We start from the raw sequence: 15,721 nt of genomic DNA, 5'->3' as shown, positions 1-15,721 counted from the left end.
CCGATCCGTCGGACGGTGCTCCCACGAGCTACGGCCTGTGACCGGGCCGGCTCAGACCGGCAGACCCCAGCGCGGCGCCGCCGCGTTCGGGGCGACCGGACGGATCGTCAGGTCCGGGCGGTCGCCCTCGGCCGTGATCAGCGCCGAGTCGCCCTTGCGGAGGCCGATCCGTACCGTGCCGTCCGCCACTTCCTCGTGACCCAGCGGCCGTCCGTGGCGGTCCCGGACCTCGATCGGGCCCTCTATGCCGTGGCGTACGACGCAGGGAGCGCCGGCCTCGCTGGTCACCCGCACCCAGCGCGTCCGGCCTTCTTCCCGTACCGCGCTGAGCAGGAACGCGCCCTGGGTGCGGAAGTCGTGGACGGTCAGCTCCCGCCAGGCGGCGGGCAGCGCTGGGAAGACCCTGATCGTGCCGCCCCAGGACTGGCACACCATGTCGTGCAGCGACTGGGCCGCCGAGAGCGGGGTCTCGATGACCGGGCCCGACTCCTTGTACATGGTGTTCGCCTGGATGAAGCGGCTCATCAGCTGGCCGAGGTACGTCAGCGCGTCCTCGCCCTTGCCGAGCAGCGCGGACATCGAGGCGGCGCCGGTGAAGGTGTAGCCCTGCAGGGCGCCTTCGAACCGTTCCTAAGCAGTGTCCGGGAGTGAGTCTTGGACCCACGTCTCGGAACTGCGCGCATCCCGAACGGTGTTGGATGCGCTAGTCGCCCGCGTTCTCGTTGTCCCTGTCCGGCGGCGTGCATCGTGTGCACGCTCCGTGACGGGGCGGCGGGTTTCCTCGCGCGCCCGGACACTACGATCGGCCTGGACGGTCCGATGCCCAGCACCATCACTCTGGTGATGCTGGGGCGGTGCCGTCCGTCGCCGGATCGGGTGCCCGAGGGCGCGTCGCCCGATAGCGATGCCAGCGGCATCGTGACGGGACATCTTGCGAGTCTTGCTGGTGAGGGGCTTACGCCAGTGCTGGTCGCCCCACATGGAGGTATACGCCGGGTCCACCGCGACGATGGCCACGCTGTGTTCGGCGGCCATGGACACGAGGCGGGCCTTGAGTTTGCCGGTGGGCATGCCGGAGATCAGCTGCCGGAACCTTGTGCGCCGACCATGCTTCTCGCGGATCTTCTCCGCTGCGAAGTCGAGGTTCTCGAGGCCGATCGCCTTTGCCCCGCACCGGGTCGTCCAGTGCAGGAGGCGGGTGAGGGCGTGCCTGATCTGGGCGTCCCGGTGATCCGCCGACCCGGACAGGTCGTAGTGAAAGCGGTGCGGATCGCCGACAGGGTTGCCGTGTCGGTCGAGCCGGTAGGCGGCGAAGTGGTCGGCATTCGTATCCACGCCGACCATGCCCTTAGCCCGCGCCGTCGCGAGCGGGATCGTCTGCACCACGGGCCGGGTCCATGACGCGGTCAGGTACCAGCGGTCACGGGCCACGTCGTAGTGGATGCGGTAAGCCACGGCCCGGTTCAACTCGATGCGGTCGGCCCACTCCCGACCCCGGTGCGCGAACGCGACCTTCGAGGCGAGGACGTACCGGCCATGCTTGGCATTCGCCAGGTGCGCGAGCGGCGCCGGGAGCTTGATACTGATCTCGCCATCGGGTGTGACGCGGATCGTTTCGTTCCCGAACCGCTTCCCGGACTCGCCGTCAGCGGCGAGGAACCAGCGCTCAGCTTCCCAACGCTCCCGCCACTGGGGCCCGGTGAGCTGAGCGGCGGCGAGGTTGTGACGGCTCTTGAGCAGCTTGCGACCACCGCGCACCACACGCACACAGCCGGCGGCCCAATCGGCGCGGGCCACTTCGAGCCGGTGTTCCAGGGTGTCCAGGCGACGGGACTTGTGGAACCACTCCCGCTTCGATCGATATCCGCCCGGCGCCCGCTTCGTTCCCTTCTCCCCGATCGGCTGGGACAGGCGGTGCCGCAACATCCGGATACCGGCTTCGAGGTTCTGGATGTGGGCGAGTAGGCAGCGGCGGGCCAGGCCGTACTGGTCGTGGGTGGCCTTCGTGATCGCACCCGCGATACGCGACGAGGACTGCTCGGTCAGATCCCGCTTACGGGCCGCCCAAGCGTCGTTGTCGTGATCGTTCCCGGCCTCACAGCGGGTCCTGAGATCACGAGAGGCCAGACGTCCTTGATGCTCACCCACGACGCGGAGAACCTTCTCGTCCTCGGGCGTGAGATTTTTGAGCCGGTCGCGTATCGCCACACCGGATGGCCCGAGCGCGGCGAACGGGGCGTCGATGGTGCGGAGCTTCTTCGTCTCAGCCATCGGCAGCAGCCGCCTCAAGGGCCCTCTTCGCCCGGTTCTTCGCCGACCGGCGGCCATACAGGCGGGCACAGAACGAGGTCAGCACCTCCACCATGTCGCGGACCAGATCGTCTTCCACCTCGCAGTCATCGAGTACTACCAGACGCCGACCGGTGGCGGACAGAGCGGCCTCAACGAGCTCGACGTTCACACGGCCGAGCCGGTCCTTGTGCTCCACCACCACGGTGGTCACGGCCGGATCCGCCAACAGACGACGGGCCTTCGTACGGGCGCCGTTCATGCCGGATGCGATCTCCGACTCGATCCGCACGACCTTGTGACCGGCCGTGGCGGCCCACGCCGACAAACGTGCCGTCTGCCGGGCCAGGTCGACCTCCTGGTCATGGGAGGAGACACGGGCGTACAGCCCCACGCCGCCAGTCACAGAGGGGGAGGTGTTCGCGTCGATGTTCACCAGGATCGTGCGCGGCCCCGCTCGCTCCGCAGGGACCGGCAACGTGCCCTCACGGAACCAGCGGTATGCAGTACGCGGGGCGATCCCCTGTGTGCGTGCCCATTCCGTCAGATTCATACGCAAGAACATACAACACTCGTGTCGCTTAAAAGACACTTATAGACACTTATTCGAGAGCAGATCCCACCCGCCCAGTGGGCGAGGGTCTTCTCGATCAGGGCGCCGCCGAGTGCGGTGCCGGTGGCGAGAACGGTTCTCCGGGAGGGGGACGGCGACGAGGAGGTCGTCGGGGGAGTGCGGGGCGTGCAGGAAGGGTCCGGTGCTGTGGGCAAGGCATCTCCTGGCAACTCGTACGCAGGCGCATCAATTCATCCGAGCTATTCCTTCACGGAAGGTAGGCAAGGCCAATCCTGGCGTCAATAGCGCGGGAGAGATCCGATGTGTAGCTATCCATCTGGACAGCATTCACCTGGATGTCCATCAGGAAGGGGTTCGGACGGTCAACCGCGGATCACTGCGCCCAGCCACGCTCCGGTCACCAGCAGACACGCGAACAGCTCGACGAGTACGGAGTAGCCGGTGGCTCGCATCACCGCACGGAGCGAGGCCCGGGCCGCGCCGCCGCTGCCGAGCCGCAGCCGCTCGGCGCCGTAGATCGCCCCCACGTATCCCACGATCCCGCCCACCACCGGCACCACGAAGAACCCCACGATCCCGGCGATCCCGCCCAGCATCAGCGTCTTGCGCGGCGCCCCGGACTCGCGCGGGCGGCGGGGCCGCAGCAGCGGCCGCAGCGCCTGGTTCAGCAGCAGGAGCGCCGTGGCCCCGATCAGTACGCCCCAGGCGACCGGGGTCCTGTCGGTGAGTGCCCACCAGAGCACGGCGGCCCAGACGATCGCCTGCCCCGGCACGCCCGGCACCAGCACGCCGACCAGGCCGAGCAGCATGACCAGGCCGACGGCAACGAGCTGCCACACACTCATCTCACAAGCCTGCCGGAGTCCGGCTGGTCCCGCCCGTCAGCAAGGCCCCGGCGGGAGGCGTCGGCGCAGCTCAGAGCCGTATCGGCGCCGCACCGCTCACGATCGTGGCCCGCGGGCCACCCAGCCCCGTTCGTACGCGTGCCAGCCCAGCTGCAGCCGCGTCGACACCCCGGTCAGCTCCATCAGCCCCTTCACCCGGCGCTGTACGGTGCGCAGCCCCAGATCGAGCTGCTTGGCCACGCTCGCGTCGGTCAGCCCGGCCAGCAGCAGCGACAGGATCTCCAGGTCGGTCGGGTCGGGGCCCAGCGTGGTCTCCTGCGCCCAGCCGCTCTCGCCGAGCCGCAGGGGCATGGCCTCGCGCCACACCGCCTCGAAGAGCCCCGTCAGCGACTCCAGCAGACCGGAGGCGTGGACGACGAGAGCCGCGGGTTCGGCGCCACGGCCGGTCAGCGGCACCATGGCCAGCGAGGCGTCCGCGATGACCAGCTTGGTCGGCACCCGGTCGACGACGCGGCACTGCTCGTCCCGGCTCAGCGCAGCCGACAGTTCCAGGATCCCGCTCGGCAGTGCGAGCACCTCGCGCTCGATCACCACCCGGAACGACACCCCTCGGGTGGCGGCCCGTTCCTCGGACTCGTTCTCCAGGCCGCTGACCGCGATCGGGTTCCCGGTGACCAGGGCACACACCTCGTTCGCCGCTCCCAGCTGCAACTGATGGAAGCGGTGCGCCACCGCGCCGGCGCCCGTGACCACCTCGACCAGATCGTGCACGGCGGGCTCGGCCGCGTCCGTCCGGTACTCCTCGGCGAGCAGCGCCGCCGCCAGCTCCGCCTGCTCCAGCTCATGGCGCTGCTGGGTGAGCAGCGCACCCAGGGCGACCCCGGGCGGCGCCGCCACCCACCGCCCGGTGCGGGCGGACGACTGGGCGGCCAGCCCGTGCTGCTCCAGCCGGCGCAGAGTCCGCTCGGTGTCCGACTCGGGGAGTCCCAGCCGGTGCGCCAGGTCGTTGACCTCCGCCGCCCCCACCGCGACCAGCGCGCGGTACGCGGACTCCTGCCTCTCGTCGAGACCTATGGCTCCCAGCACTCTCGGACCCCTCCCCGGACGCGTCATTTCCGCATCGTTGCGCACTCTTCGGCCGACCTGCCGTGGCGGGAACTTGCCACGGCGCAAACCCGCCGGACACATCATCCCTGTATCGCCCGCACCTCTGCCAATGTGGCGCCACCGCAGTACCAACAACCTCCGGGAACAAGGCCTTTGCGTGCCTTTCTTCCGGATTCACCTGGGGAGTGCGATGCGCCCGATATCGCGTACGGCGCTGGGAGCGGCGACCGCCGCCGTCCTGGCCGCCACCGTGGTCGCGCCGTCCGTGGCCGCGCCACCGGACGAGCCCACTGCAACGAGACCGCTCACCGGCAGCGCAGCGGCCACCGCTGCAGCCGCCTCGAAGGGTGGCAAGCCGGTCACCGTCACCCTGGTCACCGGGGACAAGGTCCTGGTGAGCACGGATCCTTCGGGGGCGACGTCCGCCACCGCACTGCCGCGCGAGGACGGCACCGTTCCGCTCGTACAGACGCGGCAGTCCGGGAAGGACCTGTACGTCTACCCGGACACCGCGACCGAGGCGCTCGCCGCGGGCACGGTCGACGAGGAACTGTTCAACGTCACCGGGCTGATCCGGCAGGGCTACGACGACGCGAGCACCACGTCGCTGCCGCTGATCGCCGTGTACGGCACCGATATGGCCCGCTCGGCGCCCGTCACCCCGCGTGGCGCGAAGCGCGGACTCGCACTGGACGCCATCGACGGCGTCGCACTCAAGGCGGACAAGGGGAAGGCCGCCGACTTCTGGTCGGACGTCACCAACACCCGCTCGCGCTCGGCCTCCGGGATGAAGAAGCTGTGGCTCGACCGCAAGGTTCAGGCCACTCTCGACAAGTCGACCAAGCAGATCGGCGCCGACCTCGCCTGGGCCGCCGGATACGACGGCAAGGGCACCAAGGTCGCCGTGCTCGACACCGGTGTCGACGCCGAACACCCCGACCTCAAGGGCCGGATCGTCGCCTCGGAGAACTTCACCGACTCCGACACCACCGACGACCGGCAGGGCCACGGCACCCACACCATCTCCACCGTGGGCGGCAGCGGCGCAGCCAGCGACGGCAAGAAGAAGGGCGTGGCCCCCGGCGCCGACCTGCTCGCGGGCAAGGTCCTCAACGACAGCGGCTCCGGTGCCGAGTCCTGGATCATCGCCGGTATGCAGTGGGCCGTCGACCAGAAGGCCGACGTCGTCTCCATGAGCCTCGGCAGCCAGACGCCGACCGACTGCACCGACCCGATGAGCGTCGCCGCCGAGGAACTCGCCCAGAGCAAGGACACCCTGTTCGTCATCGCGGCCGGCAACTCCGGCCCGACGCTGAACACCGTCTCCTCGCCCGGCTGCGCCCCCAGCGTGCTGACCGTCGGCGCCGTCGACCGCGACGACTCCACGGCCCAGTTCTCCAGCCGCGGACCTGCGATCGGCTCGCACACCCTCAAGCCCGAGATCGCCGCTCCCGGCGTCAACATCTCGGCCGCTGCGGCCGGTGGCCGTGGGGTGTACGCGTACCGGACGATGTCCGGCACGTCGATGGCCACCCCGCATGTGGCCGGCGCCGCAGCCATCGTGAAGCAGCGTCACCCGGACTGGACCGCCCAGCAGATCAAGGCGGCCCTCGTGTCCTCCGCGAAGAGCGACATCCCCGGCGACGTACGGGAGACCGGTGGCGGCCGCCTCGATGTGAAGGCCGCCATCGACACGACCGTCGTCGGCGCCCCCTCTGTCCAGGGCGGTACGTTCAACTGGCCGCAGGACAGGAGCGACCGCACCACCGTCGACGTCCCGTACACCAACTCCGGTGACAAGCCGGTGAAGTTGTCGCTGAAGGTCCAGGGCGTCACCGGCAACGACGGTTCGGAGGTCCGCTCCTCGGTCGCCAGGCTCGACACGAGCAGCGTCACCGTTCCGGCCGGAGCGACCGTCAAGGTCCCGCTGCACATCGACCCGACCGCGCAGCTGAAGGCCGCCCAGTACGGCGATGTCACCGGGCGCGTGCTGGCCACCGGCGCCGACGGCGTCAAGGTCTCCACCCCGTTCTCGCTGTACGTCGGCGCCGAGACGGTCACTCTGCGCGTCAAGCTCATCGACCGCACCGGCAAGCCCGCCGCGGGCTCCTCCTCGCTGGACGTCATCGGCACCGACACCGCCAGCGGTGAGCGCCGCTTCAACGACGGCGCGGCCGACCAGGTGTACCAGGTGCGCCCCGGGGCGTACTTCGTCTCCAGCTTCGTCATGTCGCCGGACCCGAAGGACGCCACCGGCAGGATGGTCGAGTCCGTCGGCTACCTCGCCAGGCCGCAGCTGAACGTCACCAAGGACACCACCCTGGTGCTGGACGCCCGCAAGGCCCACCGGATCCAGGTGAAAACCGAGGACCGCAGGTCCGAGAACCGCTCCACGACCCTCACCTTCGGCCGCAGCTGGGACGACGTCTGGCTGCACTCGGGCTCCCTCACCGGCAGCCGTATCGTCAAGAACTACTTCGCCGACATCGAGGGCCGGGCCAGTGACGGCGACTTCGACTTCACCAGCTACTGGCGTGCGTATGCCCCGCAGATCGAGAAGCTCTCCGTCGTCGGTGGTGCCGAGCTGCACCCGCAGACGGCGAGCACCGGCGCCGTCAACCTCGACGGTACGGGCGAGGCCGCGCTGGTCGACGCGGGCACCGGCACTCCGGACGAGTTGAAGGCCGCCGGTGTCGAGGGCAAGATCGCTCTGGTGAAGGTCGCCGACGACGGGTTCATGACCGTCCAGGCACGGAACGCCAAGGCCGCCGGCGCCAAGGCGATCATCGTGTACCGCCCGTCTGCGGGCACATGGCTGCCGTCCCTCGGCTTCGGTTCGGCGCCGCTGCCCTCCCTCGCAGTCGAGGCGGGCGAGGCCGCCGGCCTGACCGCGGCCCTCACCGACGGTCCCGTGACGCTGCGCTGGAAGGCCACCGCCGCCAGCCCGTTCGTCTACAACCTGGGCTTCCCCGAGACCGGCCCGGTCACCTCGGACCGCACGTACAAGGTCCGTGACAGCAAGCTCGGCAAGTCCACCGCCATGTACGAGGCGATGGGTGTCGCGGCCGACTACATCGACTCGATGGTCTTCGACCGCCCGTACGGCGGACGCTTCTCCGGCGCGTTCGACACCGTCGCCGTCCCGGGCAAGCGCACCGAGTACTACTCGGCGGGCGACAGCGCCTGGGAGCGTTTCATCTCCTCCAGCTTCCCCTGGGGCGAGTCCATGGTCGACCCGGCCCGCACCTACAAGTCCGGCTCGCAGCGCACGGAGAACTGGTACCGGGGGATCGTCGGCCCGTCCACTCCGCGCGACCTCCAGGGCAAGGAGGTGCTCGCCGGCGAGCGGCAGGACAACCTGATCGGCGTCGCCCCGGGCTTCTGGGCCGACACCGAGCACGCCGGTCTTCAGGGCTCCTTCGGAGACTTCGGCAACATGACGCTGACCAGCGGCGACAAGAACTTCGGCAGCTCCGGATATCCGTCCGGGGTGTTCACCGTGCCCGCCGAGGACGCCGCGTACGAGCTCACCATGGTTACCTTCAAGGGCGGCCAGCCCGCAGCCGTGTGGAAGCGGTCCACCCAGACCGAGACCACCTGGAAATTCCGTTCGAAGCGGGACGAGAACGTGTACTCCCAGGGCATCCCGCTCCTCTTCCCGGGCTACGACCTGGCGACGGACGGGATGAAGACCCTGGCGGCGCAGGACGGTCAGAAGATCGGCCTGAGCGTCACCGGCCACGCGGGCTACACACCCGGCAAGCTGACCGCGGCCAAGGTCTCGTACTCCTACGACGGTGGCACGACCTGGACCCAGGCCACCACCGCACAGCAGAACGGGCGTTGGACCGCGACCGTGAACCACGCGGGCGCGGCCGGCAAGTCGGTCACCCTGAAGACCGAACTGACGGACGCCAACGGCAACTCCGTCGTCCAGACCGTGGTCGACGCGTACGCGGTGCGCTGACGCGGGTCACACCATGACCGGTCCGCCGGGCGTCCTTCCCGTGGGGGGTGGGGTCGCCCGGCGGACCTCTTTTTCCGGATGACCCGTTTTCGTACGGCCCGCGCGGTGGACAATAAGGGCATGAGCCAGCAGGGGGATATGCCCGCCGCCCACGAGGACGACTGGTGGCGCAGGCTGTACGACGAAACCGCCGCGGACACCGGGGGCGGCAACGCCGCCGACAGCCTCGACGACCGCTTCGACTCGGCCTCGGACGCAGTGGGTTCGGCGGGACGGGACGGTCCCGATCGTGAGAACGGGTACGGAGAGGCCGTCGTCCCGGTGCCCGATCCCCGGACGTCGTCCGGGCGACCTGTACCGGCGCCTGCACGACGGGAGCCGCCGGTGGAGTCCGCGCGCGCCCCCTGGGAGCCGCCTCACGGTGTCCCACAGCCACGCACCTTCCCCGCGCCCCGGGTGCCCGCGCCCGCGCGACCGCCCGCCGATGCGCCGCGCTCGGTCCAGCCGCCGGCCGCAACCGAGCCGCCGCCCGCAACCGAGCCGCCTTTCACTGTCGAGCTCCCTCCCGCTGTCGAGCCGCCGCCGTTGCCCAGGTGGCCGGTTGCCGAGAAGAGCGACGTCCCGGAGGGCTCCGTGCCGCCGGCGGTGCCCGCACCCGTTCCCGAGGCCCGCCCGGCCGGCCCCGACCCGGCACCGCCCCGGCCCGCTCCGGTCCGCGCGTCCCGCCGCCCCGGACTCACCTATGTGGGGGACCGGCCGCCCACCTACGACGCCGAGCCCACCACACTGCCCGCCACCGTCCCTCAGGAGCTCGACGGGCTCGTCGCGGACACCGTGCTCGACGGGGCCAGGTACGGCACGTACACCCTGCGGGCCGCCTCCGTGCGCGGGGACTCCGCGCGGTTCCGGGGTGAGCCCCGGCGCGACGCCCTGCTCACCGTCCGCTTCGGCGCCGCCGAGAACGCCCTCGTGCTCGTCGCTGTCGCCAGCGGCGCCCGCGCCACCGAGGGCGCCCATCGCGCAGCCGCCGATGCCTGCCGCTGGATCGGCGGAGCCGTCGGCCGCAGTCACCCCCGGCTCGCCGAGGACATAAGAGCAGGCCGCAGGGGCGACCTCAAGTCCGGACTGCACCGCCTCACCGACCGTGGCTACGGCAAGCTCCGCGCCCGCGCCGCCGAGCTGGGGCTCGAACCGCACGAGTACACCGCGGGCCTGCGCTGCCTGCTGCTGTCGGCCGACCCCGACTGCCGCACCCGGGTCTTCTTCGGGGTGGGCGGCGGCGGGCTCTTCCGGCTGCGCGACGGCGTCTGGCGGGACCTAGAACCGGAGGTTCCGGCACCCGGGTCCCTCACCGGGGAACCCGTCGTCGGCTTCGGGTCCGCGTCCCCGGAGCGCGGGCCCGACGGCGACCGGTTCACCATGGACCTGGGGATCACCACGCCCCCGTCCCCGTACGTCGAGCAGCCGCCCCCGCCTCCCCCGGAGCCGTTCCGGTTCCGGGCCTCGGTGGCCCGCCCGGGGGACACGCTCCTGCTGTGCAGCACCGGTCTGGCGGAGCCGTTGCGCGGCGAGCCCGCCCTCGCCGACGAGCTCGCCGAACGCTGGACGCCCCGGGAGCCACCCGGCCTGGCGGCCTTCCTCGCGGACACCCAGCTCCGGGTGAAGGGGTACGCCGACGACCGTACGAGCGTGGGCGTCTGGGAGGCGTAACCCTGCGTGCCATGGGTTGATGGACTTCTAGCGCACTGCCGGCGCGGAGAGGACACGCACCCATGGCCAAGCAGAACGTGTCGGAACAGTTCGTCGACATTCTCGTCCGGGCGGGCGTCAAACGGCTGTACGGCGTCGTCGGCGACAGCCTCAACCCGGTCGTCGACGCCGTCCGCCGCAATGCCGCGATCGACTGGATCCAGGTCAGACACGAGGAGACCGCCGCCTTCGCCGCCGGCGCCGAGGCCCAGATCACCGGGACCCTGGCCGCCTGCGCGGGTTCTTGCGGTCCCGGCAATCTGCACCTCATCAACGGCCTCTACGACGCCCACCGCTCGATGGCCCCGGTCCTCGCCCTTGCCTCGCACATCCCTTCGAGCGAGATCGGTCTCGGCTACTTCCAGGAGACCCATCCGGAGCTGCTCTTCCAGGAGTGCAGCCACTACAACGAGATGATTTCCAACCCGCAGCAGATGCCGCGGCTGCTCCAGACGGCGATCCAGCACGCGATCGGCCGAGGCGGGGTCAGCGTCGTCTCGATGCCCGGTGACATCGCCTCCCAGCCGGCACCGGAGAAGTCGATCGAGCACGCCCTTGTCACCGCGCGGCCGACGGTCCGGCCGGGTGACGAGGACATCGAGAAGCTCCGCCGGATGGTCGACGACGCGAAGCGCGTGACACTCTTCTGCGGCAGCGGCACCGCGGGCGCCCACGCCGAGGTCATGGAGTTCGCCGAGCGGGTGAAGGCCCCGGTCGGGCACGCGCTGCGCGGCAAGGAGTGGATCCAGTACGACAACCCGTACGACGTCGGCATGAGCGGACTGCTCGGCTACGGCGCCGCGTACGAGGCGACCAACGAGTGCGATCTGCTGATCCTGCTCGGCACCGACTTCCCGTACAACGCCTTTCTGCCCACCGATGTGAAGATCGTGCAGGTCGATGTGCGGCCCGAGAACCTCGGCCGCCGCTCCAAGCTGGATCTGGCGATCTGGGGTGACGTCCGTGAGACGCTGCGCTGTCTGACGCCGCAGGTGAAGCTCAAGACCGACCGCAAGTTCCTCGACCGGATGCTGAAGAAGCACGCCGACGCGCTGGAGGGCGTGGTCAAGGCGTACACCCGCAAGGTCGAGAAGCACGTCCCGATCCATCCGGAGTACGTCGCCTCGGTGCTGGACGAACTCGCGGACGACGACGCAGTGTTCACCGTCGACACCGGGATGTGCAATGTGTGGGCGGCCCGCTACCTGTCGCCCAACGGGAAGCGGCGGGTGATCGGTTCGTTCAGCCACGGCTCGATGGCCAACGCACTGCCGCAGGCCATCGGTGCCCAGTTCGTCGACCGGAACCGGCAGGTCGTGTCGATGTCCGGCGACGGCGGATTCACCATGCTGATGGGCGACTTCCTCACCCTCGTCCAGTACGACCTGCCGGTGAAGGTGGTCCTCTTCAACAACTCATCGCTCTCCATGGTGGAGTTGGAGATGCTGGTCGCCGGTCTGCCCTCGTTCGGTACGACCAACAAGAACCCGGACTTCGCCGCGGTCGCGCGGGCCTCCGGAGCGTACGGCGTGCGGGTCGAGAAGCCCAAGCAGCTCGAAGGCGCCCTCAAGGACGCCTTCAAGCACAAGGGCCCGGCCCTGGTCGATGTCGTCACCGACCCGAATGCGCTCTCCATCCCTCCGAAGATCAGCGCGGACATGGTGACCGGGTTCGCGCTCTCCGCCAGCAAGATCGTGCTGGACGGCGGCGTGGGCCGAATGCTTCAGATGGCCCGCTCCAACCTGCGGAACGTGCCCCGGCCCTGAGGGCTGTCCTGTCATCCCTGGCGGGCGCACGACGACAGCTGCGGCACCTGGCCGCGTTGCCGGACGCCCGAATACGCCCAGGGTGAGGACGCTCCTCCACCTTGCGATGCACCACATCCGACGCCGCGCGCTGATCCACCAGGGGTGACGGGACGGCCCTCAAGGGTTGTCCCGTACGTGGCCCTTCCTGTCCGAGGACGGCAATCGGTCTTAGGTCAGGACCATCCACCGTCGTCCGTCGATGAGTTCTCGTGCAGTGTCCAGGTGTCCGGCGTGGCACGCGGTCTCGGTGATGACGTGCAGCAGGACATCCCGAACGGTGTGCAGGTGCGGTTCGCCGAAGAGGTGATGCGGCCACCAGGCCAGAGGGGTGTCCGCGGCCAGGGCGGCGACGGCGGTGTCGGCGAGGTCCGCCTCTCTGCGATACCGCTCGAGGACCTTGGTGTGCGGGACGTCGGGAGCCACCTGCCAGGCGTCGTCGATGTCGTCGAGGCTTTCGATTACGGCCGGATCGCCGGTGATGACAGCGCGGAACCAGAACCGCTCGACGTCGAGCGTGAGGTGTTGGACGAGTCCCAGGCAGGTCCATCCGGAGGGCAGCATGGGACGCTGCAGTGCCTCCGTGCCGAGCTCGTCGAGTATGCCGAGGACGTGACGACGCTGGGCATCCAAGCAGGTCAGAAGAGCCCGAATCTCGGTGTCCGCTCGCGCGGACGTGGTCGCGGTCATTGCGCGATCTCCCAGATGTGACCGCCTGGGTCACGGAAGCTGGCAGTCCGTATCCCCCAGGGCCGGTCCATCGGGCCATTCAGCAGCGTAACGCCGCGGGCGGTCAGGTCCTTGCACGTCGCGTCCACGTCGTCCACGGGGAGGGTGAGCTGCATTCGGGAGCCGGCGTCCGGAGCAGCGACGCGCGCGGGACCGATCAACTCGTGCGCTGCGGTGGACTGCAGCAGGTTGATGACGGTGTTCCCGAAGCTGAAAACGGCCGAGTTGTCGTTCTCGAAGGTCACCGGAAGGCGGAACATGTCACGGTAGAACTCCTTCGTTGCCTCCAGATCCTCTGTGAACAGGGTGATGGCACTGATCGCTCCGGCCCAGGGGGTTTCGCTCGTTGTGTCGGTCACGGTGACCAAGGATCTACGAGTGACTGCGTCCTGCATAGGCTGCAGCGGGGATCTCCTCGCAAGCAGCCCCGGGCTCATCCGGTGAGGACCAGATTGTGAAGGCGGGCAACGGCGAGCATGGCCTGGTGTACGCCCTCGCCCTTGAGGCGGCAGTCGCGGAGGATCTTCCAGGTCTTCATCCGGGCGACGGCATGCTCGTTGCGGGCCCGGACTTGCTTGTGGGACTTGTTGTGTTCTTGCTTCCATCCGGAAGGTTCCTCGCCCTTCCGTCGTCGATGCGGCATCACGAGCCCCGTGCCCGCATAGCCGCCGTCCGCGGTGGTCTTGTCTTCCGACAGCGGCCTTCGCGCCGGAGGCTGTGGGCAGAGCGTCCAGGGTGGGCGTGTCAGCCCGGGTTCGCTGCTGCCAGACGGTCGTAACTGCGGGCTGCATGGTCGAACGCGGCGGACGGCGCTTCGTCGTGTGGAGCTGTTCGAGGGCGTGCGGCGGGTACGGAGCGGCTGATTGGTTGCATTGGCCACAAGATCAACCGTTCGATAGCTTCCGCGTCTTGCCCGATGTGGACAGGCCTTCGTGGGGGCTGCATCGGGTGGGAGATCCGGAACGGTTCGGCCTACGCGAGCCGGGGCGCATACAACGGCCTGCCTCAGGAGTCGGAATACTTCTTCCAGCTCGACAACGTCGGTGGCGGTAGTAACGCGTGCTGCCTGCTGTGGGCGACCTACGCGGGAGTTGACACCACTCTCGCCGACTCCTGATCAGTGATCTGCAGCGTGGTGCCTCGCCCGAGTCCGCTCCCCGCCCCCTCAAAGCTCTATCGGGTACGGCGCCTGCCTGCTCTCGTGCTGGAGTCTGCGGAAGAAGTCCGTCATCACGACCGCGGCCGGCGCGTCGCGGGCGAGGATCGCCGCGGCCGTCGCGGGGGCTCCGGTAGGGACCTCGCCCTGGGCGTACGCGCACAGCCGGGCCTCGCGATCTTCCCGCCCGGACCCGAAAAGTGCGGTGACCAGCCATTGCGACGTGTACATGGCCGTGTAGCAGCGGTCGTAGTTCTGGTGCCGTTCGAAGAAGGCGGATTCGTCCTTCGACAGCTCGAACCGGGAGGAGATGGCCAGCCCGTAGTCCGCGAAATACAGGCGCTCGCCATCGGTGAGGATGTTCTGGAAATGGGCGTCAAAGTGCAGCAGGCCGCGGGCGTTCATGAAGGAGATCCCTGCCTCCAGGTTCCGCTCCACCATCGCGCACGCCCGATCGGCGGCCTCTCCACGGGCGTTTATCTGCTCGCCAAGCCACTGATGCACGTTCTGTGGGATGTACTCCAGGAACAGCGCGATGCTCGCCGAGGAGTCCCGCAGCTCCTCGATGCGCCGGCGCACCTGCGATCCGCCGCCCCAAAAGGCGACCGTGCCCTCGATGTCGGACAGCTCCTCGGGCAGCGGCGTCGAATCCGGCACCACCCGCCAGTGGTACATCAGCGGGAAACCCTCGTAGTCGCCCGCGAGCACCCAGCTTGTGGTCATGGCGTGCGCGGCCAGCTCCCGCCACGCTCCGAAGCCCGGCCCGCCGATGCCGTAGTGGCAGAACAACGGCAGCTCGAACAGGTTCGCCGTGGACCGGACGTTCTCCGGCCACCGTTCCAGGTCGGTCAGCGGCACCCGCTTGACGAACACGGGCATCCCGGCGACCTCCAACAGCGCCGACTTCCCGCCGATCCCGGATCCGATCGGCGCGGCCGCATCCAGGACTTTCGCCAGCGCGCGATCGCTGAGTAGAGCCAGAGAAGTGGAGACGGCGCTGTACGCGGTCAGCCGCGCGGCGAAGGACATGGGACCGTACCCTACGGGGAGTTCGACGACTGCGCCGGGAGCGCGACTCTCGCATCAGGTGGCTGCCGGCGAGCCTGCCTGCTGGCCGACACCTTGAGTCCGGCAGCCCGCAACCCTCAACAAATGCGCTCTGACCTGCACGCCTACCCCACGCCCAAGGACCAAGCAGACAGAAGCTCGCTTTCCGCCCTCTGATGCGGAACGAGATCATCTCGACCCGCATCGGTCGTCTCGGGGCTCAATCCTCGTCGTCGCCTGGCACGTCCTCCACGACCTCGTGCCCTACCGCGATCTCGGCCCCGATCACTTCACCAACTGCCTCGGCATGGACATCACCATCGCTGCGCGCGAACAGACCGTATGAACCGCGCACACGCGTATCACTGCAGGTGATTTTCAAGAGAGCACCTCGGTGCCCTCGGGGACTACCGCCGCCCCGCCCCCGACCGCACCGGCCCGGGGCGGGGCGGC

At 69.3% G+C, this 15,721-nt stretch carries 13 protein-coding genes and 1 pseudogene; 4 read left to right on the top strand and 10 right to left on the bottom strand.

Annotated features, from left to right (window positions below):
• Window positions 1-51: 51 nt before the first annotated feature.
• The 5 genes from OG878_RS08980 to OG878_RS08960 all read right to left on the bottom strand — a co-directional run bounded on the left by OG878_RS08980 (window position 52) and on the right by OG878_RS08960 (window position 4,794).
• On the bottom strand, window positions 52-579 hold the full coding sequence (locus OG878_RS08980) for a glycoside hydrolase family 95-like protein (protein ID WP_443049081.1): 528 nt from the start codon (window positions 577-579) through the stop codon (window positions 52-54).
• A gap of 51 nt (window positions 580-630) precedes the next feature.
• Complete coding sequence (locus OG878_RS08975; protein ID WP_328891188.1) at window positions 631-2,271, bottom strand: transposase; 1,641 nt, start codon at window positions 2,269-2,271, stop codon at window positions 631-633.
• Window positions 2,264-2,842, bottom strand: coding sequence for an IS607 family transposase (locus OG878_RS08970; protein ID WP_328886291.1), 579 nt, complete (start codon window positions 2,840-2,842; stop codon window positions 2,264-2,266). Before OG878_RS08970 ends, OG878_RS08975 begins: the two co-directional genes overlap by 8 nt.
• A gap of 383 nt (window positions 2,843-3,225) precedes the next feature.
• Window positions 3,226-3,708, bottom strand: coding sequence for a DUF456 domain-containing protein (locus OG878_RS08965; RefSeq protein ID WP_328886290.1), 483 nt, complete (start codon window positions 3,706-3,708; stop codon window positions 3,226-3,228).
• Between the two features lie 96 nt (window positions 3,709-3,804).
• Window positions 3,805-4,794, bottom strand: a complete 990-nt coding sequence (locus tag OG878_RS08960; RefSeq protein WP_328886289.1) for a helix-turn-helix domain-containing protein — start codon at window positions 4,792-4,794, stop codon at window positions 3,805-3,807.
• Window positions 4,795-5,005: 211 nt separating this feature from the next.
• Here OG878_RS08960 and OG878_RS08955 point away from each other — a divergent pair, with 211 nt between their 5' ends.
• The 3 genes from OG878_RS08955 (at window position 5,006) to OG878_RS08945 (ending at window position 12,297) form a co-directional block, all read left to right on the top strand.
• Window positions 5,006-8,782 carry a S8 family peptidase gene (locus tag OG878_RS08955; RefSeq protein ID WP_328886288.1) on the top strand — a complete coding sequence of 1,259 codons (3,777 nt, stop codon included), beginning with the start codon at window positions 5,006-5,008 and terminating at the stop codon, window positions 8,780-8,782.
• A 120-nt stretch (window positions 8,783-8,902) separates the two neighbouring features.
• Window positions 8,903-10,492 carry a protein phosphatase 2C domain-containing protein gene (locus OG878_RS08950; RefSeq protein ID WP_328886287.1) on the top strand — a complete coding sequence of 530 codons (1,590 nt, stop codon included), beginning with the start codon at window positions 8,903-8,905 and terminating at the stop codon, window positions 10,490-10,492.
• Between the two features lie 62 nt (window positions 10,493-10,554).
• Complete coding sequence (locus OG878_RS08945) at window positions 10,555-12,297, top strand: pyruvate dehydrogenase (protein ID WP_328886286.1); 1,743 nt, start codon at window positions 10,555-10,557, stop codon at window positions 12,295-12,297.
• 210 nt (window positions 12,298-12,507) lie between these two features.
• Here OG878_RS08945 and OG878_RS08940 read toward each other — a convergent pair whose 3' ends face one another.
• The 3 genes and pseudogenes from OG878_RS08940 to OG878_RS08930 form a co-directional block, all read right to left on the bottom strand.
• Complete coding sequence (locus tag OG878_RS08940) at window positions 12,508-13,026, bottom strand: mycothiol transferase (protein ID WP_328886285.1); 519 nt, start codon at window positions 13,024-13,026, stop codon at window positions 12,508-12,510.
• Window positions 13,023-13,424: a VOC family protein gene (locus tag OG878_RS08935; RefSeq protein WP_328891187.1), complete on the bottom strand. Its 402-nt coding sequence runs from the start codon at window positions 13,422-13,424 to the stop codon at window positions 13,023-13,025. The genes OG878_RS08940 and OG878_RS08935 overlap by 4 nt, the downstream gene beginning before the upstream one ends.
• Window positions 13,425-13,498: 74 nt before the next feature.
• Window positions 13,499-13,778, bottom strand: a pseudogene (locus OG878_RS08930) (transposase family protein); the annotation flags it as partial.
• 203 nt (window positions 13,779-13,981) lie between these two features.
• Here OG878_RS08930 and OG878_RS08925 point away from each other — a divergent pair.
• Complete coding sequence (locus OG878_RS08925) at window positions 13,982-14,182, top strand: hypothetical protein (protein ID WP_328886284.1); 201 nt, start codon at window positions 13,982-13,984, stop codon at window positions 14,180-14,182.
• Between the two features lie 48 nt (window positions 14,183-14,230).
• On the opposite strand, the gene OG878_RS08920 is transcribed toward OG878_RS08925, so the two are convergent.
• Both OG878_RS08920 and OG878_RS08915 read right to left on the bottom strand, forming a co-directional pair.
• The gene (locus tag OG878_RS08920) at window positions 14,231-15,250 is read right to left on the bottom strand and encodes a protein kinase family protein (RefSeq protein ID WP_328886283.1); all 1,020 of its coding nucleotides are present in this window, start codon (window positions 15,248-15,250) and stop codon (window positions 14,231-14,233) included.
• A gap of 238 nt (window positions 15,251-15,488) precedes the next feature.
• Window positions 15,489-15,650: a hypothetical protein gene (locus OG878_RS08915; RefSeq protein ID WP_328886282.1), complete on the bottom strand. Its 162-nt coding sequence runs from the start codon at window positions 15,648-15,650 to the stop codon at window positions 15,489-15,491.
• Between the last annotated feature and the right edge of the window lie 71 nt (window positions 15,651-15,721).

Source organism: Streptomyces sp. NBC_00316 (assembly GCF_036158715.1).
Taxonomy (GTDB): domain Bacteria; phylum Actinomycetota; class Actinomycetes; order Streptomycetales; family Streptomycetaceae; genus Streptomyces.
This window is presented reverse-complemented; position numbering and strand designations above follow the sequence as displayed.

Excerpts from the sequence above, each read along its gene's own strand:
- OG878_RS08980 (WP_443049081.1), bottom strand. The coding sequence starts at position 579 with ATGTCCGCGCTGCTCGGCAAGGGCGAGGACGCGCTGACGTACCTCGGC.
- OG878_RS08975 (WP_328891188.1), bottom strand. The coding sequence starts at position 2,271 with ATGGCTGAGACGAAGAAGCTCCGCACCATCGACGCCCCGTTCGCCGCG.
- OG878_RS08970 (WP_328886291.1), bottom strand. The coding sequence starts at position 2,842 with ATGAATCTGACGGAATGGGCACGCACACAGGGGATCGCCCCGCGTACT.
- OG878_RS08965 (WP_328886290.1), bottom strand. The coding sequence starts at position 3,708 with ATGAGTGTGTGGCAGCTCGTTGCCGTCGGCCTGGTCATGCTGCTCGGC.
- OG878_RS08955 (WP_328886288.1), top strand. The coding sequence starts at position 5,006 with ATGCGCCCGATATCGCGTACGGCGCTGGGAGCGGCGACCGCCGCCGTC.
- OG878_RS08950 (WP_328886287.1), top strand. The coding sequence starts at position 8,903 with ATGAGCCAGCAGGGGGATATGCCCGCCGCCCACGAGGACGACTGGTGG.
- OG878_RS08945 (WP_328886286.1), top strand. The coding sequence starts at position 10,555 with ATGGCCAAGCAGAACGTGTCGGAACAGTTCGTCGACATTCTCGTCCGG.
- OG878_RS08940 (WP_328886285.1), bottom strand. The coding sequence starts at position 13,026 with ATGACCGCGACCACGTCCGCGCGAGCGGACACCGAGATTCGGGCTCTT.
- OG878_RS08925 (WP_328886284.1), top strand. The coding sequence starts at position 13,982 with ATGTGGACAGGCCTTCGTGGGGGCTGCATCGGGTGGGAGATCCGGAAC.
- OG878_RS08920 (WP_328886283.1), bottom strand. The coding sequence starts at position 15,250 with ATGTCCTTCGCCGCGCGGCTGACCGCGTACAGCGCCGTCTCCACTTCT.